Below are 24834 nucleotides of genomic sequence, written 5' to 3' on the forward strand. Positions count from 1 at the left end.
GCAACCTGTCATCCTGAACGCAGTGAAGGATCCAAGCGATTCGGGCGCCATGCCTCCTTGGATTCTTCGCACGGCTCAGAATGACGCAGCGCATATGATTCTTCCATCAGTGTCCATCCGTGCAATCCGTGGTTAACCTCCCTTTTTCCAACATGAGCTCCTACCAATACGTCAACTTCGGCTGGGACGACGCCAAGGCCGCGTCCCTCGATCCCGTCGGCCGTCTCGTCTATCGCTCGAACCTCCTCGGAGGCGACCAGCGCATCACCAACACCGGCGGCGGCAACACCTCCTCCAAGATCATCGAAAAGGACCCGCTCACGGGCCAGCCCGTCGAGGTCCTCTGGGTCAAGGGCTCGGGCGGCGATCTCCGCACCAGCACGCGCGAGAACTTCTCCTCCCTCTACCAGCAGAAGCTGCTCGACCTCCAGAAACTCTACGCCAGCCGCGCCGACAAGGGCCTCAAGTCGCAGGCCGAGGACGACATGGTCGGCATGTTCTCGCACGCCACGTTCAACCTGAACCCGCGCGCCTCCTCGATCGACACCACGCTGCACTCCTTTCTGCCCGGCAAGCACGTCGATCACATGCACCCCAACGCGGTGATCGCCATCGCGGCCTCGGCCAACTGCGAGAAGCTCACCCAGGAAATCTTCGGCGGCCAGATGGCCTACGTGAAGTGGATGCGCCCGGGCTTCGAGCTCGGCCTCGCCATGCAGGAGATCGCGAGGAAGAACCCGTCCACCAAGGCCATCATGATGGGCCAGCACGGCTTCATCTCCTGGGCCGACGACGACAAGGCCTGCTACACCTGGACCCTCGACTGCATCGAAAAGGCTGCCCGCTACATCGAGGCGAAATACCAGGCCAAGGGCGGCGACGCCACGGCCTTCGGCGGCGCGAAATACCAGTCGCTCGACGAGGCGAAGCGGCAAGCCGTCTTCGCTGCCATTCTTCCCTGGCTCCGCGGCCAGGTCTCGAAGCAAAAGCGTTTCATCGGCACCGTGCAGGACGACGCCAAGATCCTGCGCTTCGTGAACTCCAAGGACGCCGCCCGCCTCGCCGAACTCGGCACGAGCTGCCCCGATCACTTCCTGCGCACCAAGATCAAGCCGCTCTACGTGGACTGGAACCCGCAGGCCGAGGACACCGCCGCGCTGAAGGCCAAGCTCGCCGCCGGCCTCGAGGCCTACCGCAAGGACTACGCCGCCTACTACGCGGCCTGCAAACACGCCAACTCACCCGCCATGCGCGACCCGAACCCGACCGTCGTGCTCATCCCCGGCGTGGGCATGATCGCGTGGGGCAAGGACAAGTCCGAGTCGCGCGTCACCGCCGAGTTCTACAACTGCGCCGTCGAGGTCATGCGCGGCGCCGAGGCGATTGACCGCTACATCGCGCTCCCGCAGCAGGAGGCCTTCGACATCGAGTATTGGCTCCTCGAGGAGGCCAAGCTGAAGCGCATGCCCGCCGAGAAGGAACTCGCCCGCCAGGTCATCGTCGTCATCGGCGCCGGCTCCGGCATCGGCAAGGAAACCGCGCACCGCCTCGTGAAGGAAGGCGCGCACATCGTGTGCGTTGACCTCAATGCCGACGCGGCCGCCGCCACCGCCAAGGAGATCGAGGCCAAATACGGCGTCGGCATCGGCGTCGCCGGCACGGGGCTCTCCAACTGCGGCCCGGCCCTCGGCCTTGCCGCCAACATCACCGACCGCGCCAGCATCCGCAAGATGCTCGACCAGGTCGCGCTCGCCTACGGCGGCTTCGACTCCATCTGCGTCACCGCCGGCATCTTCGTGCCGAGCGACACGACCGGGCACATCCCCGACGACAAGTGGGCGCTCACCTTCAACATCAACGTCACCGGCAGCTACCTCGTTGGCGACGAGGCGTTCAAGACGTGGAAGGAGCAGGGCCTCAAGGGCAACCTCGTGCTCACGACCTCGGCCAACGCCGCCGTCGCGAAGAAGGGTTCCGTGGCCTACGACACCTCCAAGGCGGCCGCCAACCACCTCACGCGCGAGCTCGCCATCGAGCTCTCGCCGCTGGTGCGCGTCAACGCCGTCGCCCCCGCCACCGTCGTGCAGGGCTCCGCGATGTTCCCGCGCGACCGCGTCATCGGCTCGCTCGCCAAATACAACATCCCCTACAAGGACGACGAGGCCACCGAGTCGCTCGTGACGAAGCTCGCGCAGTTCTACGCCGACCGCACGCTCACGAAGGCCCCGATCACGCCCGCCGACCAGGCCGAGGCGTATTTCCTCCTCGTCAGCTCCCGTCTCAGCAAAACCACCGGCCAGGTCATCACCGTGGACGGCGGACTGCATGAGGCGTTCCTGCGCTGACGCGCAGCAACGCCAAATCTCAAAAGTCCAAAGCGCCAAACGCCAAAGAAACCCGAAATCGGAAATACCGATTGTGAACAAGAGCTCCGCTAGCGTCATTCTGAGCCGTGCGAAGAATCCAAGAGAAGTCACGCTCCACTTGGATCCTTCGTTTCACTCAGGATGACGCTGAGTGGATTTCCTCCTCCTCAATCTTCAACTTCCCACTTAAACTCAGAGTATGGCGAAGCCATTTTATTGTGCTGCGATAGACTTGGGCGCGACGAGCGGCCGGGTCATCCTCGGCACGTGGGCGAAGAACCGGCTCACGCTCCGCGAGGTCCACCGCTTCCCCAACGCGCTGCGCTCGGCCGGCGGTCACGACTACTGGGACATTCCCGGCCTGTGGCAGGAAGTGCAGACCGGCCTGCGCGCCGCGGTCGCCGCGCTCCCCAAGGGCGCGACGCTCGCGTCCGTCGGCGTGGACACCTGGGGCGTGGACTACGTGCTCACCAACGACGCGGGCCGCATCGTCTTCCCGACGCACGCCTACCGCGACGCCCGCACGCAGGCGCCGATGGAGCACCTGAAGAACACCCGCGCCGCCTACGACCGCATCTACGCGGCCACCGGCATCCCGGCCGTCTTCTACAACAGCTCGTTCCAGCTCGCGGAGACCGTCGCGTCCTGCCCGGCCATCACCGACCTCGCCACGCGCTGCCTCTTCCTGCCCGATTACTTCAACTTCCTGCTCTCGGGCCAAATGGCCAACGGCCTCTCCATCGCCAGCACGACGCAGCTCCTCGACGTGAACGGCGACGACTGGTCCCGCCCCGCGCTCGACTACTTCCGCGTGCCGCCGGTCTGGCTTACCAAACCGGTGCGCAGTGGCCACAAACTGGGCCGCCTGCGCACCGTCCTGAGTTCGGCGAAGGACCCAGCTCTACAAGACACCCAGGTCATCGCCGTCCCCGGCCATGACACCACCTGCGCCTACGACGCCATGCCGGCCGCGGCCGACGGCGCCGACATCTTCCTTAGCTCCGGCACGTGGTCGCTCGTCGGTTTCGAGAGCAACCAGCCGCTCCTCGGTGCCGAGGCTCTCGCCGCCCGCGTGGCCAACGACCGCACCGGCCGCGGCGAATACCGCCCGCTCGTCAACGTCATCGGCCTCTGGCTCCTCGAGGGCACCTTGAAGGACTTCGCCTCGCGGCCGAAGAACGATCGCGAATGGGCGGCGCTGATCAAGGCGGCCGCGAAGATTCCCAGTGTAGCCGCGTTGGATCCCGCGTCCGCGGGAGACAACGTGGCCGGAGCCACGCTTTCGTCCCGCCGCGGGACTCAAGCGCAGCTACGGAAAGACACCCTCCTCGACGTCACCGACCCCGCCTTCGCCAACCCGCCGTCCATGAAGGCCGCCATCGACGCCCAGCTGAAGCGCCGCGGGCTCAAGGCTCCGCGCGACCTCGCCGGCTACGTGCGCCTCATCTGTGACTCCCTCGGCCGCGGCCACGCCGACGTCATCAAGACCTTCGAAAAACTCTCCGGCCGCACCTTCAAGCGCATCCTCATGGTCGGCGGCGGCTCGAAGAACACGCTCCTCTGCCAGGCCACCGCCGACGCCTCGGGCCTGCCCGTGCATTCCTTCGCCTTGGAGGGCTCTGTCGTCGGCAACCTCGCCAACCAGCTCATCGCGCTGAAAGCCGTGAAGAACCTCGCCGCCTTCCGCGCCCTCCACGCCGCCGACCTGAAACAGACGATCTACCAACCCAAGGTGTGACCACGGATAACACGGATCATCACGGATTTTGACTGCCCACGGAATACACGGAACACACAGAAATTTGAACTCATGATCCCAATTCTGAATGCCTCTACTTCCGTGTATTCCGTGGGCAACCTGGCTTTGGATCAATCGGTGTTCATCTGTGTAATCTGTGGTTAAAAATATTTCCCCCATGCCCTCCTCCAAATCTATCTCCGCCGCCTACTCGCTTGCCCGCCAGCGTTACGCCGATCTCGGCGTGGACACCGAGGCCGCCATCCGCGCCGCACTCCGCATCCCGGTCTCCCTCCACTGCTGGCAGGCCGACGACGTGCGCGGCCTCGAGACACCCAAGGACGGCATCGCTGGCGGCGGCATCATGTCCACCGGCGGCTATCCCGGCCGCGCGCGCAACGGCGACGAGATGCGCGCCGACCTCGACCAGGTGCTGAAACTTCTCCCCGGCAAGCAGCGCCTCAACCTCCACGCCTTCTACGCCGAGACCGGCGACCAGCACGTGGATCGCGACGAGCTCGAGCCGCAGCACTTCGCCCGCTGGCTCGGCTGGGCCAAGTCGCGCCGCGTCGGCCTCGACTTCAACCCGACCTACTTCGCCCACGAGCACGCCAACTCCGGCTACACGCTCTCCAGCGCCGACCCCGCCGTCCGCAAGTTCTGGATCCGTCACGGCAAAGCCTGCCGCCACATCGCCGAGAGCTTCGCCCAGAACCTCGGCTCGCCGAGCGTCATCAATCACTGGATCCCCGACGGCGCCAAGGATTGCCCCGCCGACCGCTTCGGCCCGCGCGAGCGCCTCGCCGCGGCCTACGACGCCATCTTCGCCGACAAGTCCGTGAACCGGAAGCTCTGCGTGGACGCCGTCGAAGGGAAACTCTTCGGCCTCGGCTCCGAGGAATACGTCGTCGGCTCGCAGGAGTTCTATTCCAACTACGCGCTCAGCCGCGGCCTCGTGCTCTGCCTCGACCTCGGCCACTATCACCCGACCGAGTCCGTGGCCGACAAGGTCTCGTCGCACCTCGCCTTCCACGAGAAGCTCCTCCTCCACACCTCGCGCCCGATCCGTTGGGACAGCGACCACGTCGTCATCCTCGACGACGCCGTGCGCAACCTCCTCCTCGAGATCGCCCGCGGCGACGCCTGGGACCGCGTCTATGTGGCCCTCGATTTCTTCGACGCCTCGATCAACCGCATCGCGGCCTACGTCACCGGCACGCGCGCCACGCGCCAGGCCATCCTCTGCGGCCTGCTCGACCCGTCCGCCGCGATCCAGGCGGCCGACGCCGCCGGCAAGGGCCACGAGCGCCTCGCGCTGATGGAGCTCACCCGCTCGCTCCCCTGGGGCGCGGTCTGGGACGAACTCTGCCGCCGCGAGGACGTCCCCGCCGGCGCCGACTGGCTCGCCGACGTCGCCCGCTATGAGCGTGACGTCACCTCCAAGCGGGCTTGAACACCAAGGAGCCAAGCAGCCTAGGCCCCGATTTCGCTCCTTCGCTGCTTGGTGTAAATCCCGCCTTGGGTCGAAAAAGCCACCAAACGCGCAGCCCTTCCTGAACCACTCATCTACACTAAGGCCTCACTAATCCTGAGACATTGACCACGGATAACACAGATGAGCACGGATCAATCTCATTACTCTCGTTCCCGTCATCCTGAGCCGGGCGAAGGACCCATGCCGACGGATAGATTTCCTTGGATGCTTCGCACGGCTCAGCATGACGCTACGGAGGTTTTGCCTCTATCGGTGCCCATCCGTGCAATCCGTGGCTAAAATGACTTGGTCGATCCCCTCATGAACTCTCCCAGCTCCAACCCCGACGTCGTCCTCATCGGCAGCGGCGTCATGTCCGCCAATCTCGGCGCGCTGCTCAAGCGCCTCGATCCGTCGCTCTCGATCCAGTGCTTCGAGGCGGCCGACGAGCTGGCCTACGAGAGCTCCAACGGCTGGAACAACGCCGGCACCGGCCACGCCGGCATCTGCGAGATCAGCTACACGCCGAAGCCTGACGACGGCAGCCCGGTCAAGGTCCAGAAGGTCATCGATATCTTCCAGGAGTTCGAGCAGACGCTCCAGTTCTGGGCGCACGCCGTCGGCACCGGCATGATCGAGGCGCCGAAGGACTTCATCAACCCGGTCCAGCACATCAGCTTTGTCCACGGCGGCGACCAGGTGGCATTCCTCAAGTCGCGCTACGCCGGCATGTCAGCGCACCACTTCTTCCGCGAGATGGAGTTCACCACCGACCCGAAGAAGATCGGTTCCTGGGCCCCGCTGCTCACCGAGGGCCGTGACCCCGCCGTGCCGATCGCCGCGACCAAGATGGACGGCGGCACCGACATCAACTTCGGCGTCCTCTCCCGCAAGCTCCTCACCTGGCTCGCCGCGCAACCCGGCTGCTCCGTCACGGCGAGCAGCAAGGTCGTGGACCTGAAGAAGCAGCCCGACGGGCGCTGGGCCGTCACCGTCCATAACCGCAAGACCGGCGCCGAGCACACGGTCACCACCAAGTTTGTCTTCGTCGGCGCGGGCGGCGGCAGCCTCCCGCTGCTGCAGCTCGCCGGCCTGCCCGAGGCGAAGGGCCTCGGCGGCTTCCCCATCGGCGGCCACTGGCTCGTGTGCGACAAGCCCGAGATCGTCGCCCGCCACCAGGCCAAGGTTTACGGCCAGAACCTGCCCGAGGCGCCCACGATGGCCGTGCCGCACCTCGACACGCGCATCCTCGACGGCAAGAAGACGCTCCTCTTCGGCCCCTTCGCCGCGTGGACCACGCGTTTCCTCCACCGCACCGGCAGCTGGACCGACCTCCCGCGCTCGATCCGTCCGCACAACGTGATGACGCTGCTCAAGATCGCCGCCACCAACTTCCCGCTCGTGCGCTACCTCATGCAGCAGGGCACGCAGAGCATGGCCGACCGCATGCGCGTGATGCACATCTTCTACCCCAACGCCAAGCCCGAGGACTGGAAACTCGTGGACGGCGGCATCCGCGTGCAGGCGATCAAGAAGACCGACGGCGAAGCCGGCATCGTCCACTTCGGCACGGAGGTCCTCACGAGCGCCGACAAATCCATGTCCGCCCTCCTCGGCGCCAGCCCCGGCGCCAGCGTGTGCGTGAACATCGTCACCGAGGTCATCCGGAAGAGCTTCCCGCACCTCACCGAGGGCGAGGCCGGCATCAAGCGCCTGCAGGAGTTCATCCCGACCTACGGTGTGGACTACCGCGAACCGCAGCACGCCGCGAAGTTCAACGACCTCGCGATCGCCGCGAGAAAACAGCTGAAGTTGATCTGACGGAGAAACCTGAAAGCGGAAACCTGAAACCTGAGGGTTCGATCCGATGGAGGGCCCACGCCCTGCCAGCCATAGGCTTGGCGACGGCTGGTCCCGCTAGGCCGTGCCTTGAGATGGAACCCGCGCTCCGCGCGAGTTGGCTCGGGACGGGTTTAACCACGGATCTCACAGATAAACCCGGATCGACCTAAGGTGGAACCGGGCCTCTGGACGGGTTGGTTCGACCCAATCCTTTGGGCCACACGGATCGCAACTCGCGAGAGGTCGCAAAAATGGAGCCAGGACGCCCTCGTCCCGGGCTTGATTCCGGAGCCGGCTTGAGCATCGTGCCCCGTATGAGCGTCGCCGAGCTGCAAAAGACCATCCGCGGGCTGAGTGCCGAGGATCGGAAGGTGCTGGCGGCGATTGCGACGAGGATGAAGCAGCGGCATACTCCCGCCCGTAGGCGGAAGCTAACCGCGGCCATGCGCGCCATGGACGCGGGTGAAAAATTCACCTGGGATGAGGTCAAACAAGCACGGGCCGAACGCCGCAAGGCTTCGGACGGATGAGGCCTTACCGGACTGTATTTACTCGCCAGGCTTTGGATTTCGTCGCCGATGCGGACGAAGACACCTATGAGGAGATCGAACAGTGGGTGAACCGGATTGAACGCAGTCCCTTCATAACCGGCGACTATACGGAGCAAGACGAGGATCACCGGGAATTGCAGGTTTTGGTTCTGGGTCGGGTGGCAGTCTCCTACTGGATTGACCACGCCATGAGGGAAGTCCGCGTTGCGCGAATCGAAGCGAGCGGAGGCAGGTAACTGCATGGCGCACCGCTGGGCCGCGACTTGAGATGCACTCCGTTCTCCGTTCGGGTTGGTTTGGTCGTTCTCCGCGCCTACGCGTGAGCCCCCTTCGGCCGCCCCTCAGTCCGCCCGCAGCGCGATGATCGGGTCCACCGTGGCGGCGCGGCGCGCGGGCAGCCAGCTCGCCAGACCGGCGACGACGAGGAGGGTTGCGCTCACCGCGAGGTAGGACAGCGGATCGGAGGCGGTGATGTCGAACAACAGCGCCTGCAGCGAACGCGTGAGAAACCAGGAACCGAGCAGGCCCGCGCCCAGGCCGCACGCGGTTTTCCAGAGGCTCTGGTTCAGGACGAGGCTGACGATCTGCGCGCGCGTCGCGCCCAGGGCGCCGCGAATCCCGATCTCCCGGGTGCGTTGCGTGACATCGTAGGCGAGCACCCCGTAGAGGCCGATGGCGGCGAGCAGCAGCGCAAACCCGGAAAACACCGCCAGCAGCAGCATGATGCCGCGCCGGGGCAGCAGCATGCTGTCGATGCCTTCCTGCAGCGATCCCGTGGCATAGAGCGGCAGCGTGGGATCGATGGCGCGCAGCTTGGTCCGGATGTCCCGCAGGATGTCGGCTGTCGGCCGCGCCGATCGCACGATCACGTTGAAGCCCGGTGTCTGCCCTCCGTTGGTCGGCAGGAAAATGAACGGCAGGCTGTCGCGCTGCTCCAAGCCGCGGAGGTTGGCGCGGTTCACCACGCCCACCACCCGGGGCCAGACGTAGTTCGCCGGGCGCTCCCCCGCGCCGGGGCCGAGTTCACGGCCGAGGACAAGCCGGTCGGCGGAGTAGCGTTCGACAAAGGTCTGGTCCACCACGACCACGGGTTCCTTGGCCAGGTCGTCGGCCTCGGTGAAGCCCCGACCCTCCAGCACCCGCATGCCCATGGCTGCGAAATACTCCGGAGAGACGAAATAGATGTAGGCGAGGGGCGGGGTCTCACCGGCCCCGCGCGGGTCGTCGCGGATGACAAACGGCACGCCCGTGATGTTCGGCACCAGCACGAAGCCACCGACCTGGGCCGCGTTTTCCACCCCGGGAATTTCCCGCAGGGCCGCCTGGATCCGGCGCTGGACATCGAGGTTGGCCTCCTTCTCGCGGTAACGCGGCGGCAGTGCGATCCGCCCCTGCACGATGCGGGCCGCATCGAAACCGGGATCCACGGCGAGCACCTTGGCAAAACTGCGGATCATCAGCCCCGCGCCCACCAGGAGGACCGTCGCCACCGCCACCTGCGTGACCACGAGCAGGCTGCTCGCCGTCCGGCCCCCGCTGCCGGTCGTGGCCGCGCGGTTGTCGCCGAGGCGCAGGCCGGTCCGCCACAGCAGCAGGTGGGGGAGCAGGCCGATGACGACGGAGACCAGCGCGGCCGCCGCGATCACCGCCGCGACCACGGACCACGGCAGGGTCACGGGCGGCGCCATGCGCGAGATAAGCGGCAGGTAGAGGTTAAACATTTGGATCGCCCCCGCCGCGAAGCCCAGGCCCGCGATCGTCGCCGCCCCCGTCAGGAGGGCGCTTTCCATCAGCACCTGGCGCAGCAGTGTCAACTGTCCGGCCCCGAGCGCCACGCGGATGGCGAGTTCGGCGCGCTTGGCGTTCAGGCGCGCCAGGAAGAGGTTCACCACGTTGACGCCGCCGATCAGGAGCACAAGGAGCGCGCCGCCCTGCAGCAGCCACAGGAGCTTCATGTCGCCGACCACCTCGCCGGGCCCGAGCGGCGTTGCGGCGAGGCGGTAGCCCCCGGCCTCGAGAAAGGTGCGCAGTTGCGGGCCGGCCTGTTCGTCGCGGAAGCGGCGCTCGAGCGCCGTGAGCTGCTCGAGCCCGGCCGAGAGCGCGACCCCCGGCCGCAGGCGGGCATACAGGATGCAATCGCGGCTGTAGCGAGCCTCGGGCCGCAACCGGTGGGGCGGGGGCGCGTAGGGCTGGAAGAAGCAGGTGGGCTTGGACAGGACCGCCAGGCTGGGCGGTGCCACCCCCACGATCGTGTAGTCGAGTCCTCCGGCATGGAGCACGCGGCCGATGACCCCCGGGTCGCCCTGATAGTGGCTTTGCCAAAAATCATGGGAGAGCACCAGCACGCGGTCGCGGCCGGGCGTCTCCTCCTCGGGCGTGAAGAACCGCCCGAGCAGCGGCTTGACCCCGAGCAGGTCAAAGTAGTCGGCCGACACCCAGTCATTGGGGATGCGGATCGGCACCTCCTCGTTGTCGAGGGTGATGTTCTGGTGCTGGATCACGGCGAACCCCGCGAACAGGTCCGCGTGTTCCTTGAAGTCGCGATATTGCGGCATGCTGCCCTGCGCGACCTGGCCAGCGTTCTTGTCGGCCACGTTCGAGATGATGTGGAGGCTGCCGGGGTCGGGGAAGGGCAGCGGCTTCAGCACCAGCGCGTGGAGGGCGGAGAGGATCGCGGTGTTGGGCCCGATGCAGACGAGCAGCGTGCAGCCCACCGCCAGGCTGAAACCCGGCGCCCGGCGCAGGGAGCGCAGCGAGAAACGCAGGTCGCTCCGCCAGGCATCCAGCCAGCGCCCGAGCGAGGTGGGGTTTGAGGGCATGCGGCGTCCGCAGAGATGACCGGGTCCCACTCCCGGTGCAACCCTGGAGGGAATTTTCCACAGGAGGTAACGAAGGGAACGGAGAGAGTGGACGACAGGCCAAGGACCAGGGACTATCTGACCACAGACCACAGACCACAGACCACAGACCACAGACCACAGACCACAGACCACAGACCACGGATCACCGACATCTGACCCCTGACTTCTGACATCTGGCTTCCCCCTCCCGCCTTCCTCCCTCTTCCTTCAGGTTTCACACCCTCACACCCTCAGGTTTCCATGTCGTCCCGACTCCTCACCATCGTCCCGCCGATGCCCGGCGCTGAGCGCCGCTTCCAGCCGTTTGTCGATTTTGTGCACACCTGCGGGTGGGAGACGCAATTCGTGCGCCTGGAATTCGGCGGGCGGCGTCCGCCCTTCGGGGACAATGCGATCTTTCCGCAGGTGGACGCGCAGACCGCCGGCAAGGTCGTGCTGGGTTTCTCCCTCGGCGCGCTCTACGCCCACCTCGGCGCCCTGCGCGCGAAGCACCTGATCCTCGGCTCCATCTCGCCCTTCTTCCTCGAAGATGACGACGAACCCGCGCGCTGGATGCTCTCCTACACCGCCGGCAACCCCGCCACCCCCGCCGACATCCTCGTCGGCGCCCTCGAAGACGCCCAGATGCACCGCCGCGCCGAGGCCATCCGCGACTTCTACCGCCAGCACAGCTACACGGTCGTTCAGGAGGCCGAGCACGAACTCTGGCACCCGAACTACCTGCAGGCGATCAAGCGGGCTCTGGATCGGCTGCCTGCGCAATCAGCTCGGGCAGGAATCAACACCTGACCTCCTGCATTCGGCCCGCGGCCAATAGCCGTGGGGGTCAGGGTGTCTTCGGCGAATTCTCCAGCAGCGCTCCCAGCCGCAGGACTTCGGCGAGGAAAAGATCGATGTCGGCCTGGACGGTGCGGTGATGGTTGAAGGCGACCCGCAACGAGTAGCGCCCGCGCACCGTCGTGTCTGTCGGCAGGGCGAGGCCGGATTCCTGGATGCGCAACATGAGCTCGGTGTTCAGTGCCTTGATGGCGGCCTCGTCGGCCCCGGCGGGGCGATAGCGGAAGCACACGATGTTGATTGCGGTCGGCGCCATGAGCTCGAGTTTCGGTTCGACTTCGATGCGCCGGGTCAGGTAAGCCCCCTGGGCAATGTTCTGATCGATCAGGCGGCCGAACTTCTCGACGCCCTGCTCCTTGAGGGACATCCAGATCTTGAGGGCCTTGAACCCGCGGGACAGCTCGAAGCTGTAGTCCGCCAGAAACTCGCCCGCAGCGAGCCCGCGCGGCTTCTCCTCCAGATACTCGCCGTGGAGCGCGAAGGCGTTGCGGTGCTTTTTGGCGTCGCGGACCAGCGCGCAGCCCGCCTCGAACGGCGTGTGCATCCACTTGTGCGGATCGAGGGCCAGAGAATCGGCCCGTTCCAGTCCGGCCACGAGCGTCCGGTTGACCGGCGCGATCCGGACGAGCGCCCCGATGCAGCCGTCGATGTGAAACCACAGGCCCTCGCGTTGGCAGAGGGCGCCGATGGCCGGCAGATCATCGATCGAACCGGTGTTGGTCGTGCCTGCGGTGGCGATCACGCACGCCGGCTTCCGGCCGGCGGCACGATCCTCGGCAATGGCCGCGGTCAAGGCGGCGACATCCATGCGGAACGCCTTGTCGCTCGGGATTAGGCGGAGGGACTTGCTGCCCAGGCCCAGGACTTCCAAGGCCTTTTGGTGGGCGGTGTGCGCCTGGTCGGACGTGTAGAAACACAGCGCCTGCGGCAACGCCGTGATGCCCTCGGCCCGGACATCGACGCCCGCCATCGTGTTGCGGGCGACCATGAGACCCACCATGTTCGCCATCGAACCGCCCGAGGTCAGCGTGCCGCTGGCGGTGGCCGGGAAGTCCATCATATCCCGGAGCCAGGCCACCACCTGCCGGTCCGTCGCCGCCGCGGCGGTATCGCCTCCGCCCAGGTTCGAGCCATCGATGGCGGCCAGAAAATCACCCAGGGCACCGGTGAAATTGCTGGCGCCCATATACCAGCCCCAGAAACGCGGATGCACATTGCCCATCGCATAGGGCAGCAGGTTGCGCCGCATCTCCTCATAAACCTGGTCCAACGGTGTCGGTCCCAGCGGCAGGGGTGCCTTGAAACTCGCCCGCACGGCCTCCGGCATCTGCTGCCAGACCGGCCGCTCGCGCAGCGTACTGAGGTGCGTCACGGCGTCATCAATTATCCGGTGCGCCAAGGCCCGGGTGGGCGCCCAATCGAGCGGATCCAGGGATTCTTCGTGGTCGCTGCTTTTCATGCTGTTAACTGTCACCAGCGGTTCCGGGACGCGAGTCCTTAGTCGGCTCCACCGACGTTGCCCGGCACGAAGCGCGAGCTCTGACACCCCAACAACCCGGAGGCGATCAACACGACTATGGCTCGGCCTCTTGCTCTCAGACTTTGGCACGCTTTGGGTGCGAGTTGAATACCTTCACGGGGCTGCCCAAGCGTGCTTTGGTGGTCAGTCCTTCACCGGCACGTAGTCATCGGGGCTGAAGGCGGGGGTGCTGACGGCGTAGAACTCGAGGGGGCTGTCGGGGGCGGCGGTGATTGAGTGGCGGACGGTCGGAGCGAGGAAGACGATCGTGCCGGGCTCGACGGGCGCGGTGACGTCGCCGACCACCACCGTGCCGCGGCCCTTCGTCACGAGGAAATACTCCTCGCCGGTTTTCATGTAGCTCAGCCCCGTGGTCTTGCCGGGCGCGAGGGCGAAGTGCGCGACGCTCGTGCGCGTGGTCTTGGCGTAGCCGACCAGACCCACGAGTTCGCGCAGCTCCACGCCGGGGCTCACCGTGATCGGGGCCACGGCTGTCGGGAGAAAGACGGTCGGCTGGGTGGGCGCCGGCGTCATGGGCGCGGATTCAGCGGGCGGCGCGATGAACTCGTTGCGGGTCAGCGCGCCGATGAGCGCGGCCTGGGCGGGGAACTGTTTCTGCAGCGGCTCGCGGTAACCGGGCTCGTAGTCGGCGTAGTCGAACCCCGGCGCCATCGTGCAGCCGAAGAGCGCATAGGCCTCGGGCGTGGCCTTGGCCGGGCGGGCGCCCATCCAGGTGCCGGCCTTCACCGTGTATTGCGGCTGCTGCCCGGCGAGCGGGTCGGACCCGAGCGTGACGACCTCGCCGCGGCCGTCGGGATGGAGCAGGAGCAGTTCGATCGGGTCGCCTTGGTAGAAGTGCCAGATCTCGTCGGTCTTCAGCCGATGCATCGCCGAGAAATCCTCGCGCGTGATCAGCGCGTAGATCGACGTGCCCACGAGGCGCGGCGTGCCGTAGCGCGGCGGCAGGGCCGCGGCGGGGATCCGCTCGGCGCTGTTGTAGGTCACTTTGAACCACGCGCCCTCGCCCGGGATCAGCTCCATGCCGAAGTGCGCGATCAGTTTCGCCGCCGGCCCGACCGGCGCCGCGGGCAGCGGGACAAACGAGACGGCGGCGAGCAGCGTGGCGAAGAGGGCGGGGCGGAGGGGCATGGGGGGAGGAGCGGAGGAGAAGGGAGAAAGGAGAAGGGAGAAAGGAAGGAGGCGGAGGACGGAGGTCAGAAATCAGGTTTCAGCCCAGTGGCGGGTCAGCAAGCCATGTGCCATGGGGGCTCAGTGATATGCGCGTGGGCCGGGGCGCTTGACCGGACGAAGCCCGTGCGCTACCGAATCCTCGCGCGTTTCCCGGCGCGTTCCATGCCTCCTTCCTCGTCCGACGGCTCTGCCGTTCGCCCGGTCTTCTTTGCCCGCACCGCCTGGATCATGCTCGTCATGGTCCTCAGCGCGTTTCCGCTCTCGTATTTTTCGCCTCTGGTCACCGGGTCGCGGCCCTTTCACCTGACGCACCACATCCACGCGGCGCTCTATTTTGCCTGGATCGGGCTCTACGCCTGGCAGACGCATCTCGTTGTCACCGGGCGCACCGGACGGCACCGCGAGCTGGGCCTGGCCGGCATTGCGATTTCCGCCCTGCTGTTGCCGCTGGGCGTGGACACCACGCTCCTCGCCATCCAACGCCGGATCGAGGCCGGCCACGCCCATCCCTTCGACTACGCTTGGTATAACCTCGGCGACCTGGCCAGCTTTACGATCCTGATGACCGCCAGCATTACCGCCGTCACCCGCCACTTGCCGTGGCATCGGCGCCTGACTTATGGCGCGGCCATCAGCCTGGTTGGGCCGGCCATCTCCCGTTGGTATTTCGGGCCTTGGTTCGTGAAGGTGCCGGAACCGGGGCTGTTTACCGAAATGGCGCCGAACCTCACCGCCCAGATTTTCCTCATCGTCCTCGCCATCTATGACCGGCGCACACTTGGACGCGTCCATCCGGCAACGTGGTGGTTGATTGGCACAATGGTGCCGCTGACCGTGATCAGCCCGTTCGTCGCCTACAGTGAATGGTGGCGCTCGCTTGCGCCGCTGGTTCTGAAGGTCAACTGACCGGCCTCACTTTCCTTCCGGCGGGCGAAACCAAAGACGTCAGGTCTCGAGAGCGTGTTGCCCAAATCGGGTTCGTGATTGAACACCACACGAGGTGCGGCGTCTGACTTCAGCAATATCTGGCTGCAGGCCGGCGCGATCGACGCGGCGTTGGCCGGGAAGGGGTTGCCCGGCCTTGCGGAAATGGAGGCGCAGTTGAACCGCGCCGAGGCCAGGATGCTGAAGCGGGGGACGATCCAGACGACCGAGGAGTTCTACCTGGCAATGAACCTGCTCAACAACCTGGAGTCGGGTTTGACCAAGAAACAGAGGGTCAAGCTCGAGGGCATGGTCGGCGCATTCGAAAAGAAAGAGGCAGAGGGCAAATCAAACACGCAGGACGGTTAGCCCGCCTTCACGGCGCGTTCCCCTGCGCACTCCGGCGAGCCGCGGGCAAGGTCGCGCACATGTCACCTATTAAGTGACGTCTGGATGAGGCTTGTCTTTGGATAAAACGTTACGTAACTATAAAACCATGCCTTACGAGCCTCTCAACCGAAAACGCCTCGCCCAAGCGCTGCGTCGCCTGGGTGAGCTGGCGCACGGGCAGAAGGTGACGTTGGAGGTGTCCCTCTACGGCGGGGCGGTTTTCACCCTGGTCTATGGCGCGCGGGAGGCGACCAAGGACGTGGATGCGGTTGTGCGCCAGAGTGCGGTGGCGCAGAAGCTCGCCCGGCAGGTGGCCAAGGAGCTTGGGCTGCCGGAGGATTGGCTCAACGACGATGTGAAGCAGTTTCTTGCCGAGAAGGAGGCCAAGCGGCAGTTGATCGAAGTGGACTTCGGACCCGGTCTCCGGGTGTCGGTGCCGACGGCGGCCTACCTGCTGGCCATGAAGCTGCGGGCCTGTCGTCCGCCCTTGCCGGGTTACGCCGGGGATTACGGCGACATCCGGTTTCTCGTGAAGAAAATGGCGCTCGGCTCGGTGCGGGAAGCCGAGGCCGTCCATGACAAATTCTTTCCGCACGATGAACTTTCGGAAACCGCCCGGGAAGTCGTGAAGAGCGCTCTTCCGGCCAAGTCATGAACCCCCGGCCCAAAACCCTGAAGGAAGTCGCCGCGCAGTCGGCGTCGCTGGCGGAGTTCGGCCTGCATCTGCGCGACTGGCTGCACGAGCTGCGGCGGGCTTCGTCGCGTCCGCAAGCCGCGGCGGCCGTGGCGGAGGAGCCGCCGCGTTTGGCCGGGAAATTTTCGCAGGGAGAGGTGGCGGATGCCTGGCTGGGTGCCTACGCCGAGCATCTGGCGGGCAAACTCGGCGTCGCGGCACCGGCGTGGGCGTTTGCCCCGGAGCGCAGCGCGGCGGAACCGCTCTTTGACGAAGGTGGCGACACCCCGGCGCTGCGGGCCTTGGCGTTGGCGCGGTCGCCGTTGGCCTTCAAGCGGCGCAACATCTTCACGCCCGCGGTGGATCTGCCGCTGCGGCTGCGGGCCGGGCGGCCGGCGAAGTCGCCAGAGGAAAAGCGCCGGGTCAACGCCGAGCGGCAGCGCCGTTTCCGGAAAGCGCGGCAACGCGAGCTGATCGCGTTGCGCAAATTCGCCCGCAAGCACGGCAAGCCGCCGCCCTGATCGGTTTCATCTCCGCGCTCTCCGCGTCCTTCGCGTCAAATCGTTCGGGCGCAGGTTGCCTTCACGGTCCGTTCGCCGGCGCACTCGGGTGAGCCGCGGGCGAGGTCTCTACAGATTTGCGGGCGGCGGTCGTAGAGCGTGCAGAAATATTCCGGCGCGCCGTCGTCCGTGGGGCGGATCTCGAGGGCGATGCAGTGGCCGGCCGTCATCTTCATGTAGGCTTCGTGGCCCCGGCCGATGAAATGCGCGACGCGCTCCGCGGCGTCGCCGAGGCGCGCCCAGTCGGCTCCGGTTACCCGCACGAAACGCTCCGCCGGCGAGTGGCAACAGGCCCCGCAGCGCAGGCAATCCGGTGGTGGATCGGACATGCCCACACTGCCTAAACGGGAACTCACCGGAAAGCAGCTCCCGATTCCGGGCCATGGTCACCACTAAATACACAAGACACACGAAAGCGTCGGACCAAGACGGAGTTTAACCACTAGTCTTCACTAATCGGGCACCAATCAGGAGACGGGTTTTGCCGGGTTCATCAAGTAACTGTGGTGATTCGTTAGAAAGTGATCGATGGCTCTGAGATTAGTGTGCCATTAGGGTCGATTAGTGGTGCCAAACGGCTCGGAAACAGGATCGGAGTTTCGTGTATTCCGTGGCCAAAATCGCCCGGTGTTTTTCCTGTGCCTTCGGGCCTCCGTGGTTAATGTTGCAGCCATGCCCAAGATCGCCCCCATCGTCGCTGAGTGCACAAGGCGACACGAAACAGAGAAACCTGAGGGCTGAACCTGAGACCTGAAAGCATATGCCTAAATCAGCTACACCTCCCACCGTCGCAGAGTTTCTCGCCTCCCTGCCGGCTGACCGCCGGGCCACGATCACGGCGGTGCACCAGGCCATCAAGAAAACCGTGCCGAAGCAGAAGCCATTCGTGGCGGCGGGCATGGGACTGGGCCTGATCGGCTACGGCAAATACCGCTACAAGTCGGCCAGCGGGCGGGAAGGGGAGTGGTTCCTCATCGGCCTGGCCGCAGGCAAGGCCTACTACAGCCTCCACATCTGCTCGGGCGGCAGCGAGGGCTACTCAGTCGAGAAGAACGCCAAGAAACTCGGCAAGGTGAAGTGCGGCCGCAGCTGCATCAACTTCAAGAAGCTGGAAGACCTGAACCTCGATGTCGCCATGAGCTTGGTCAAGCAGGCCGAGAAGGATGGTGGCATCAATGCCGTGACGTGACCAAGCCGTGGTCACCACTCATTTTCACTGATGAAGCACTAATGATTAGTGAGGGTTTAGTGTAGATTAGTGGTTTAAGAACGGCTCGGTGGTTAACCCCGTTCAGGCCTTTGCTCCTTCGCTCCTTTGTGTTCAACTCGGGCCCATGCCGAAGCCCACGACGACCAAGCACCGCATCTTCACCATGCCCTTTGCCAACGTCTATCCCTTCCTCGTGGCCAAGGCCGAGAAGAAGGGGCGCACGCAGGCCGAGGTGGACGAGATCATCCGCTGGCTGACGGGTTACACGGCCAAGGGCCTGGAGAAAGTGCTCAAGGCCCAGACCGACTTCGAAACCTTCTTCGCCGACGCGCCGAAGAAGAACCCGAAGCGCAAGCTCATCACCGGCCTCATCTGCGGCTACCGCGTGGAGGAGATCGAGGACCCGCTCATGCGGGAAATCCGCTACCTGGACAAGATGATCGACGAACTGGCCAAGGGGAAGGCGATGGAGAAGATCTTCAGAGAAACCTGACGGAGCGCGGCAGCGCGAAGATGGCATGGCGAAGCCATGGCCGGAGGCCGACTGAGTCGGGCGCCCTGTGGGCAGGCGAAGGAGCAAACCTGAGGGCTGAGGACGGCAGGCGGCTGCTTGACCACGGAATACACGGTTGGGCACGGATAGAGGAATAATTTGTGGCGCGTCATGCTGAGCCGGGCGAAGCATCCAAGGGAATCTGCACATCGGCTTGGATCCTTCGCACGCTCAGGATGACGGAGCAAAAGTGACTGGTTGATCTGTGACCATCTGTGTCATCCGTGGCCAAAGTTGGGCGATCACACACAAAGGAGCGAAGCAGCAAAGTTCGGACTTAGCTCCTTAGCTGCTTCGTGTTCAAAATCTCAAGCCAGCGGCTTAGTCAGGAAGATCGCTTCGCCGACGCTGGCCTACGTAGCAATACGCAGGCGGGAATTTGAGCCGGCGTTTGACCTCACGGTGCACGGGCCGAATCTGGCAGGGCGACCTACGATCATTTTCATGCGCCATTTCTTCCTCCTTCTGCTTCTGCTCAGTCTCGGAATCCTGCCGGCGCTGAGCGCGGACCCGGTCCCGGGCACGCCGCCCGCTCCGTGGTTTGACCGGGTCCAGAATGCGGTCGCACTCGGCGAGCGCGAGGAGCTGGCGGAGTTGCTCAAGGGAGAAATCCCGCCTGTGCCCGCCGGGGTCACGCCCTACGACTATCAAACCCGGCTCGCGCTCGCGGCCCTCGACGCGGGTGATACGGCGGCGACCATCCGTTTCATGGAGCAGGCAGACGAGCACGCTCCGGTGGAGGGCAACCTGGTGTGGATCGCGGGGGTGGCCTGGCTTTTTCAAGGGGAGCGCGATCAGGCCCTGAGATTGGTCAAAGGTTATCAACGCCGGGATATTGACCATCCCGCGGCGCATTACCTTCTGGCGCTCGACGCTTTCATCCAGTGGCGCCAACTCGGGCCCCTGCACCCCGACGCGGAAAAACTGTTCGCCACCGCCCGGCGGGAGATCGAGGCCGCCACGAACCGGGCGGCGCAAGGTCGGCCGGGCTATCACCGCCGTTTTTTGGTTCTCGCCTGCTCCATCGGCGAATTCTACGACGGCGAAGATGAATACCGGGCGGCGGTCATCCAACGGCATTTGGAACACCAGCGGAACCGCCCGTTCCTGCGCGCCCTTTTCGCCTTCGGCGCCCCACGGGATGAACATACCTTGCTCCGAGACACGCAGCATGCGCGTCTTTCCGACGACGAGATTGCCGTCTGGCGACGTGCGTCAGAGCTGCCGTCCGTCGGATCCGACAGTTCGCCAAGCAATGTGGCGGCGCACCTCGCCGTGCTGCCCGACCGACCGGAATTCGACGAAGCCCGGCTGATCATCCTGCGGCAGGGCCTGCTCGCTTCCCGGCGGCGTCTCGCGGAGTGGCGGAAACAATTCGCGGCCGACGGCGGCCCGGGCCTGTCGCCCGAGGGGCGCGCGGCGCTCGCCGAAATTTCCGACGGGCTTGGCGACAACTATCCGGAACGGTTGCAAACCTACGCCCGGCTCGCGGTGAAATTCGGCAAAACCGGTGACGCCTATCATGCCCTGCGCCTGATCGACGCCGTGCGCGCCCTGGACGAGACGCAGCGCATCGCCGACGCCGAGCTGGAGATCCCGCTGGCCAAGCTTGCGGGCGATCCGCGGCGCGCCCTCCCGCTGGTGCTGGCGCAGGCGCCCGCTCACGCGCAGGACGAGGCGTGGCTCCGGATCAACGGGGCGCTGGTGCAGCATTTTGCCGAACTGCCCGTGGCTCTGGCCTATATCACGCACCTCGCCCGGATGGCCCCGGACGACCTGCGGATCCAGTTCAGTCTCGCCAGCCTGGCCGACCGGCCGGTTAGCGAGGAACAGCGCCGGGCCGACCACGCTTATCTGGCCAAAATCACCCGCGCGCGCGTGGGCTACACGCCGGAGCAGCTCGCCGCCGATCCCGACAACGTGCTCAACAGCGACCGCGAGCGGCTCAACCTCTACGCCCAGCTCTTTGCGCGGGTGCCGGCCGACCACGTGCCGGAAGCGCGGCATTGGCAGGCTTACGAGGCTCTGCTGGAGCGCAACGTCTTCCAGGAAGCCTTTCTTGACGGGCTCACCGAGGCGGAGGTCAAGGGCCGCACCTTCCGCGCCTTGGTCGAGCGTTGCCGACGCGAGGCCCCGCAGAATCGCGTGATCGCGGCGCAACAAGGCCGGCTGCTGGCCTGCGACGCCACCGTCCTTGCGCAACAGGCGGAAAAAGCGCCGGCCGCCGAGGCGCCCGCGCTTTGGGAGAAGGTGGGCGCCACGGTAAAAACCGCGGCGGAAGCCGGGGCCACCCCCGCCCAGCTCGAGCCGGCGCGACAACTCATCTCCAACCACGAACGCGCCCAGCGGCTGGCGCGGGAACGCCAGGCCGCCGCCGAGGCGGACGCGAAAGCCCGCCGGATCGCCGAGGAGCGCATCTTCGCGCGCCAGCGCCGCGAAAGCGAACTCGCCGACCAGGCCCGGGAGCGCATCCGCTATCTGCAGAGCCTGGGCGTCGCGCGCGATGAGATCGTGCGGGAAGGCTCCGCCGCCCGTCGTCCCTATTACACCACGCGTCAGGCGGCCAACGCTGCGAATGCCGCCTCGCTCAGCAAGGTTCTCGAATCCCTCTGCGAGACCTGCAACGGCCTCGGGCTCAACTCGGCCGGCAAGGGCATGGTGCGCGCCTGCACGTTCTGCGGCGGTTCCGGGCTGCAATATTGGGCCAAGCAAAAGGGCATGCCTGGCGCCCGGTTCGAGGGCGTGGATCCGTTTCCCTTTGACCTCTAGGTCGCGCCGGTTCGCCTGACGCCCGCGCGCCCGCGGCAAAGAATCCGGCGGCGGGATGAAATTTCACCCGCTTTTTTGCGGCCAAGGCGGGCCGGCGTGTTTTCCTCGGCACACCCCGATGCTCTTTCGCCGCCGCTCGCCGACCTGCCCCGATCCCGCCCTCGACGCCCTGCTGGTGGCGCCCGCCATGATGGTCGATCCCTATCCGACCTACCGCCGCCTGCGCGAGGAGCAGCCGGTGTTCTGGAGCGACCGCTGGAACGCCTGGGTCGTCAGTCGCTTCGCCGACGTGGCCGCCTCGCTCAAGGACAAGGAGAACCTCTCCAACGAAAACCGGCAGGCCCTGCTCTTCGCCGGGCTGACCGACGACGAGCGGCAGAGCCTTTGTCCGCTGCGGCACTACTTCGCGCAGAAGGACGTGATCGGCTCCGACCCGCCGGACCACACGCGCATGCGCGCCCTCGTGCAGAAGGCCTTCAGCCCGCGGACCATCGCCGCGCTGGAGCCGCGCATCCGCGAGCTGGCCGAAAACCTGATCGGCCCCGCCGTGCGCACCGGGCGTTTCGACTTCATCCACGAGGTCGCGCACCCGCTGCCGGTCGTGCTCATCGCGGAGATGCTCGGCGCGCCGGTGGCGGACCGGCACCTGTTCAAGCGCTGGTCGGCCGACATCCTTGGGTTTCAGGGCACGGGGCAGACGACGTTCGGACCGGCAATGGTTTCGCAAAAGAGCCTGGTCGAGATGTTCGCCTACATGAACGCGTTGATCGACGACCGCCGCCGCACGCCCCGCGACGACCTGATCACCGCCCTCGCGCTGGCGGAGGAAGGCGGACAGGGCTTCAGTCGCGACGAATTGCTCGCCACCTGCAACACGATCCTGACCGCCGGGCACGAGACGACCACCAACCTGATCGGCAACCTCGTGCATCTGCTCCTGCTGCACCCCGCACAGTGGGCCGCGTTGCGCGACGATTCCACCTTGATCGCGCCGGCCATCGAGGAGGCGTTGCGCTACGAGGCGCCCAAGCAGCGAAATTTCCGGCGCGTGAAAAAGGCCCACACCTTCGCCGGCGTGGAGTTCGCCGAGAACCAGATGGTCTTCCAGGTGATCGGCGCCGCCAACCGCGACCCGACCAACATGGCGGAGCCCGAGGTGTTCAACCTCCACCGTCCGAAAATCGAGCATCTCTCCTTCGGCCACGGTATCCATTTCTGCCTCGGCGCGGCGCTGGCGCGGATGGAGGCGCGCATCGTGCTCGAGACCCTGCTCGCGCACCTGCCGCGCGCGCGCCTGGTCCCCGGCTCGATGCAATGGCAGGAACGCGTCCAGTTCCGCGGCCCCGGAAGGCTGCTCCTCGAAAGCGAGGAGAGCTGAAGGCGCCGCGGCCGGAAGCAGGCAAACGAGGTGGAGCGACTTGCTCCTCAAGGCGCTTTCTGTTCCCCGGCTACAAACCAGCGCGCTGGGGAGCAGCGCGCTTAACCTGGAGGAAAGGTTTCATCTCACGCCAACGGTTTCGTCAGAAAGATCGCCTCACCGGCGCCGGGCTGGAGGGAGTAGCGCTTGAAGCCGGCGGCGGTGTAGGTCTTCAGCGCGTGATGGTTCTGGTCGAGGACCTCGAGCGTGAGCTTGCAGCAGCCGAGTGCGCGGGCCCTGGCCTCGACGGCGGCGAGCAGGCCGCGCCCGATGCCGCGGCAGCGGTGCGTGGACACGATGCAGACGTCGTGCAGGTTCACGAGCGGCTTGGCCGCGAAGGTCGAGAAGCCGAGGAAGCTTACGGCCACGCCGACGGGCGTGTCGCCGTCGTAGGCAAGGAAGACGAGGGTGGTCGGGTGTGCGCGCAGGCCGGGAATGAGGCGCTCGCGGGCCTCGGCCGAGAGCGGCGCGCCGTCGCCCATCGGGTCGCGCGAGTAGGCGTCCACCATCGCCAGCACCGCGGCTTGGTGGTCGGGGCGTTCAAGGTCGGCCTGCAGGAAGCGGATCGCGGAAGCGGCGGGGGTCGTCATGCCCGGCAGTCAACCGCAGGCCGGGCGACGCGTCCACGCTGAAGCCGGGGCAGTCCGCGCAGTCCGCATGTTTTGCCGGCAGGACAGCGCGGAGGACCTGGGACAAGGGACGAACGACCATGGACTACTGCGCTTCATGAGAGTCGCAGCTGCGCTTAAGTCCCCGCAGCCGCGGGACGAAGCGTGGTCAGGTGACGGACCGGAGCCATGCAGAATGCTGGCGGTCGTATTCGGTCCTTTTTCCCTAGTCCTTGGTCCCTTGTCCTTCCTCCGTGCGCTCAGCCGACTTCGATCATCGCCTTCAGCACGGCCGGGTTGCCGGCGATGTCGCGGGGAAACACCGTCGGCGTCTCCGCGAGCTTGAAGCGGTGGGTGATCCACGGACGCGTGTCCACCTGGCCCTCCTCGACGAGGCGGATGACCTCGCGGAAGGTGCCGGGCAGGGCGTTGCGGCTGCCCATGACGGTGAGTTCGCGACGGTGGAAGTTCGGGTCGTTGAACGTGACGTCGCCCGGGAAGAGGCCGACGAAGACGATGCGTCCGCCGTGCGCCGGCAGGTCGAAACAACCCATCATGGACGCGGGGTTGCCCGTCGCGTCGATCACGCAGGTCGGCAGGTCGCCGCCGCCGATCTTCTTGAGTTCCTCGACGGCGGTGGCGCCGGGCTTGAGCGTGTGCTGGACGCCGAGCTGTTTCCGGCAGAACTCGAGGCGCTGGTCGCTCACGTCCATGACGGCGAGCGTGGCACCGGTGACCTTGGCGAACTGGATCACGCTGAGGCCGATCGGACCGGCGCCGATGACGAGGATGAAGTCGTCCTTCGTCGGCGCGGCGCGCTCGACGGCGTGGGCGCCGATGCCGAGCGTCTCGACGAGGGCGAGCTGGTCGTAGTCGAGCTTGGTGGACTTGTGCAGCTTGCGCGCGGGTACGCGGAACTGCGGGCGCATGCCGCCATCGGTGTGCACACCGAGCACCTGGAGGCCGGTGCAGCAGTTGGGTTTGCCGCGGCGGCAGGCGATGCAGGTGCCGCAGTTCAGGTAGGGCTCGACCGAGCAGCGGTCGCCGGCGCGCAGGCCGTGGGGCTCGTCGCCCGGGTCAATCACCTCGACGCCGAGCTCGTGACCGAGCACGCGCGGGTAGGTGAAGAAAGGCTGCTTGCCCGCGAAGGCGTGCAGGTCGGTCCCGCAGACGCCGATGCGGTGCACGCGCACGAGGGCGGTGCCGGGCGCGGCGGCGGGCTCGGGGCGGTCGGCGGCGGTGAACTGGCCGGGTTTCTCAAGGACGATGGTGAGCATGGATTCAGAAGTCAGAGTTCAGAAGTCAGAGGGCGAAGTCGGAGTGAGAACTGACACGAAGCAGCCAAGCAGCA

At 66.1% G+C, this 24834-nt stretch carries 21 protein-coding genes; 15 read left to right on the top strand and 6 right to left on the bottom strand.

Annotated elements, in window-relative coordinates; genetic code table 11:
* Nucleotides 1–152: 152 nt before the first annotated feature.
* From ESB00_RS01350 to ESB00_RS01375, 6 genes are all read left to right on the top strand, one after another.
* Nucleotides 153–2345 (top strand): bifunctional rhamnulose-1-phosphate aldolase/short-chain dehydrogenase, encoded by a 2193-nt coding sequence (locus tag ESB00_RS01350; RefSeq protein ID WP_129045938.1) that lies wholly within the window; start codon nt 153–155, stop codon nt 2343–2345.
* Nucleotides 2346–2565: 220 nt separating this feature from the next.
* Complete coding sequence (locus ESB00_RS01355; protein WP_129045939.1) at nt 2566–4104, top strand: rhamnulokinase; 1539 nt, start codon at nt 2566–2568, stop codon at nt 4102–4104.
* 178 nt (nt 4105–4282) lie between these two features.
* Complete coding sequence (locus ESB00_RS01360; protein WP_129045940.1) at nt 4283–5557, top strand: L-rhamnose isomerase; 1275 nt, start codon at nt 4283–4285, stop codon at nt 5555–5557.
* 342 nt (nt 5558–5899) lie between these two features.
* The gene (gene mqo / locus ESB00_RS01365; RefSeq protein WP_129045941.1) at nt 5900–7399 is read left to right on the top strand and encodes a malate dehydrogenase (quinone); all 1500 of its coding nucleotides are present in this window, start codon (nt 5900–5902) and stop codon (nt 7397–7399) included.
* Between the two features lie 335 nt (nt 7400–7734).
* Nucleotides 7735–7950 carry a hypothetical protein gene (locus ESB00_RS01370; RefSeq protein WP_129045942.1) on the top strand — a complete coding sequence of 72 codons (216 nt, stop codon included), beginning with the start codon at nt 7735–7737 and terminating at the stop codon, nt 7948–7950.
* A 32-nt stretch (nt 7951–7982) separates the two neighbouring features.
* Complete coding sequence (locus ESB00_RS01375) at nt 7983–8207, top strand: hypothetical protein (RefSeq protein ID WP_129045943.1); 225 nt, start codon at nt 7983–7985, stop codon at nt 8205–8207.
* Nucleotides 8208–8312: 105 nt separating this feature from the next.
* On the opposite strand, the gene ESB00_RS01380 is transcribed toward ESB00_RS01375, so the two are convergent.
* Nucleotides 8313–10790 (bottom strand): ABC transporter permease, encoded by a 2478-nt coding sequence (locus ESB00_RS01380; RefSeq protein ID WP_129045944.1) that lies wholly within the window; start codon nt 10788–10790, stop codon nt 8313–8315.
* 282 nt (nt 10791–11072) lie between these two features.
* Between ESB00_RS01380 and ESB00_RS01385 the strand changes: the two genes are divergently transcribed.
* The gene (locus ESB00_RS01385; RefSeq protein ID WP_129045945.1) at nt 11073–11621 is read left to right on the top strand and encodes an alpha/beta fold hydrolase; all 549 of its coding nucleotides are present in this window, start codon (nt 11073–11075) and stop codon (nt 11619–11621) included.
* A gap of 37 nt (nt 11622–11658) precedes the next feature.
* Here the strand turns inward: ESB00_RS01385 and ESB00_RS01390 are convergent, their stop codons facing one another.
* Together ESB00_RS01390 and ESB00_RS01395 are read right to left on the bottom strand one after the other, a co-directional pair.
* Nucleotides 11659–13128, bottom strand: coding sequence for a pyridoxal phosphate-dependent decarboxylase family protein (locus ESB00_RS01390; RefSeq protein ID WP_129045946.1), 1470 nt, complete (start codon nt 13126–13128; stop codon nt 11659–11661).
* Nucleotides 13129–13332: 204 nt separating this feature from the next.
* The gene (locus ESB00_RS01395; RefSeq protein ID WP_129045947.1) at nt 13333–14337 is read right to left on the bottom strand and encodes a cupin domain-containing protein; all 1005 of its coding nucleotides are present in this window, start codon (nt 14335–14337) and stop codon (nt 13333–13335) included.
* Between the two features lie 204 nt (nt 14338–14541).
* Here ESB00_RS01395 and ESB00_RS01400 point away from each other — a divergent pair, with 204 nt between their 5' ends.
* The 4 genes from ESB00_RS01400 to ESB00_RS01415 all read left to right on the top strand — a co-directional run bounded on the left by ESB00_RS01400 (nt 14542) and on the right by ESB00_RS01415 (nt 16887).
* A complete protein-coding gene (locus ESB00_RS01400) occupies nt 14542–15285 on the top strand; it encodes a hypothetical protein (protein WP_129045948.1) in 744 nt (247 codons plus the stop codon).
* A gap of 78 nt (nt 15286–15363) precedes the next feature.
* Complete coding sequence (locus ESB00_RS01405) at nt 15364–15672, top strand: hypothetical protein (protein ID WP_129045949.1); 309 nt, start codon at nt 15364–15366, stop codon at nt 15670–15672.
* Nucleotides 15673–15799: 127 nt separating this feature from the next.
* Nucleotides 15800–16348, top strand: a complete 549-nt coding sequence (locus ESB00_RS01410) for a hypothetical protein (RefSeq protein WP_129045950.1) — start codon at nt 15800–15802, stop codon at nt 16346–16348.
* Nucleotides 16345–16887 carry a hypothetical protein gene (locus tag ESB00_RS01415; RefSeq protein ID WP_129045951.1) on the top strand — a complete coding sequence of 181 codons (543 nt, stop codon included), beginning with the start codon at nt 16345–16347 and terminating at the stop codon, nt 16885–16887. Before ESB00_RS01410 ends, ESB00_RS01415 begins: the two co-directional genes overlap by 4 nt.
* Nucleotides 16888–16922: 35 nt before the next feature.
* Here the strand turns inward: ESB00_RS01415 and ESB00_RS01420 are convergent, their stop codons facing one another.
* Entirely contained in the window at nt 16923–17255 is a 333-nt protein-coding gene (locus ESB00_RS01420) for a YkgJ family cysteine cluster protein (protein ID WP_129045952.1), read from the bottom strand.
* A gap of 431 nt (nt 17256–17686) precedes the next feature.
* Between ESB00_RS01420 and ESB00_RS01425 the strand changes: the two genes are divergently transcribed.
* The 4 genes from ESB00_RS01425 to ESB00_RS01440 all read left to right on the top strand — a co-directional run bounded on the left by ESB00_RS01425 (nt 17687) and on the right by ESB00_RS01440 (nt 22836).
* A complete protein-coding gene (locus ESB00_RS01425) occupies nt 17687–18115 on the top strand; it encodes a DUF1801 domain-containing protein (protein ID WP_129045953.1) in 429 nt (142 codons plus the stop codon).
* A 145-nt stretch (nt 18116–18260) separates the two neighbouring features.
* Nucleotides 18261–18629 (top strand): DUF2200 domain-containing protein, encoded by a 369-nt coding sequence (locus ESB00_RS01430; RefSeq protein ID WP_129045954.1) that lies wholly within the window; start codon nt 18261–18263, stop codon nt 18627–18629.
* A 504-nt stretch (nt 18630–19133) separates the two neighbouring features.
* Entirely contained in the window at nt 19134–21458 is a 2325-nt protein-coding gene (locus ESB00_RS01435; RefSeq protein ID WP_129045955.1) for a DnaJ-like cysteine-rich domain-containing protein, read from the top strand.
* Nucleotides 21459–21576: 118 nt separating this feature from the next.
* A complete protein-coding gene (locus tag ESB00_RS01440; RefSeq protein WP_164975974.1) occupies nt 21577–22836 on the top strand; it encodes a cytochrome P450 in 1260 nt (419 codons plus the stop codon).
* Between the two features lie 125 nt (nt 22837–22961).
* On the opposite strand, the gene ESB00_RS01445 is transcribed toward ESB00_RS01440, so the two are convergent.
* Both ESB00_RS01445 and ESB00_RS01450 read right to left on the bottom strand, forming a co-directional pair.
* Nucleotides 22962–23465 (bottom strand): GNAT family N-acetyltransferase, encoded by a 504-nt coding sequence (locus tag ESB00_RS01445; RefSeq protein ID WP_129045957.1) that lies wholly within the window; start codon nt 23463–23465, stop codon nt 22962–22964.
* Between the two features lie 278 nt (nt 23466–23743).
* Entirely contained in the window at nt 23744–24760 is a 1017-nt protein-coding gene (locus tag ESB00_RS01450; RefSeq protein WP_129045958.1) for a zinc-binding alcohol dehydrogenase family protein, read from the bottom strand.
* Between the last annotated feature and the right edge of the window lie 74 nt (nt 24761–24834).

This window comes from Oleiharenicola lentus (assembly GCF_004118375.1).
Lineage (GTDB): Bacteria > Verrucomicrobiota > Verrucomicrobiia > Opitutales > Opitutaceae > Lacunisphaera > Lacunisphaera lenta.

Coding starts and splice junctions, on each gene's coding strand:
- ESB00_RS01350 (WP_129045938.1), top strand. CDS start 153: ATGAGCTCCTACCAATACGTCAACTTCGGCTGGGACGACGCCAAGGCC.
- ESB00_RS01355 (WP_129045939.1), top strand. CDS start 2,566: ATGGCGAAGCCATTTTATTGTGCTGCGATAGACTTGGGCGCGACGAGC.
- ESB00_RS01360 (WP_129045940.1), top strand. CDS start 4,283: ATGCCCTCCTCCAAATCTATCTCCGCCGCCTACTCGCTTGCCCGCCAG.
- mqo (WP_129045941.1), top strand. CDS start 5,900: ATGAACTCTCCCAGCTCCAACCCCGACGTCGTCCTCATCGGCAGCGGC.
- ESB00_RS01370 (WP_129045942.1), top strand. CDS start 7,735: ATGAGCGTCGCCGAGCTGCAAAAGACCATCCGCGGGCTGAGTGCCGAG.
- ESB00_RS01380 (WP_129045944.1), bottom strand. CDS start 10,790: ATGCCCTCAAACCCCACCTCGCTCGGGCGCTGGCTGGATGCCTGGCGG.
- ESB00_RS01385 (WP_129045945.1), top strand. CDS start 11,073: ATGTCGTCCCGACTCCTCACCATCGTCCCGCCGATGCCCGGCGCTGAG.
- ESB00_RS01390 (WP_129045946.1), bottom strand. CDS start 13,128: ATGAAAAGCAGCGACCACGAAGAATCCCTGGATCCGCTCGATTGGGCG.
- ESB00_RS01395 (WP_129045947.1), bottom strand. CDS start 14,337: ATGCCCCTCCGCCCCGCCCTCTTCGCCACGCTGCTCGCCGCCGTCTCG.
- ESB00_RS01400 (WP_129045948.1), top strand. CDS start 14,542: ATGCCTCCTTCCTCGTCCGACGGCTCTGCCGTTCGCCCGGTCTTCTTT.
- ESB00_RS01410 (WP_129045950.1), top strand. CDS start 15,800: ATGCCTTACGAGCCTCTCAACCGAAAACGCCTCGCCCAAGCGCTGCGT.
- ESB00_RS01415 (WP_129045951.1), top strand. CDS start 16,345: ATGAACCCCCGGCCCAAAACCCTGAAGGAAGTCGCCGCGCAGTCGGCG.
- ESB00_RS01420 (WP_129045952.1), bottom strand. CDS start 17,255: ATGTCCGATCCACCACCGGATTGCCTGCGCTGCGGGGCCTGTTGCCAC.
- ESB00_RS01425 (WP_129045953.1), top strand. CDS start 17,687: ATGCCTAAATCAGCTACACCTCCCACCGTCGCAGAGTTTCTCGCCTCC.
- ESB00_RS01430 (WP_129045954.1), top strand. CDS start 18,261: ATGCCGAAGCCCACGACGACCAAGCACCGCATCTTCACCATGCCCTTT.
- ESB00_RS01435 (WP_129045955.1), top strand. CDS start 19,134: ATGCGCCATTTCTTCCTCCTTCTGCTTCTGCTCAGTCTCGGAATCCTG.
- ESB00_RS01440 (WP_164975974.1), top strand. CDS start 21,577: ATGCTCTTTCGCCGCCGCTCGCCGACCTGCCCCGATCCCGCCCTCGAC.
- ESB00_RS01445 (WP_129045957.1), bottom strand. CDS start 23,465: ATGACGACCCCCGCCGCTTCCGCGATCCGCTTCCTGCAGGCCGACCTT.
- ESB00_RS01450 (WP_129045958.1), bottom strand. CDS start 24,760: ATGCTCACCATCGTCCTTGAGAAACCCGGCCAGTTCACCGCCGCCGAC.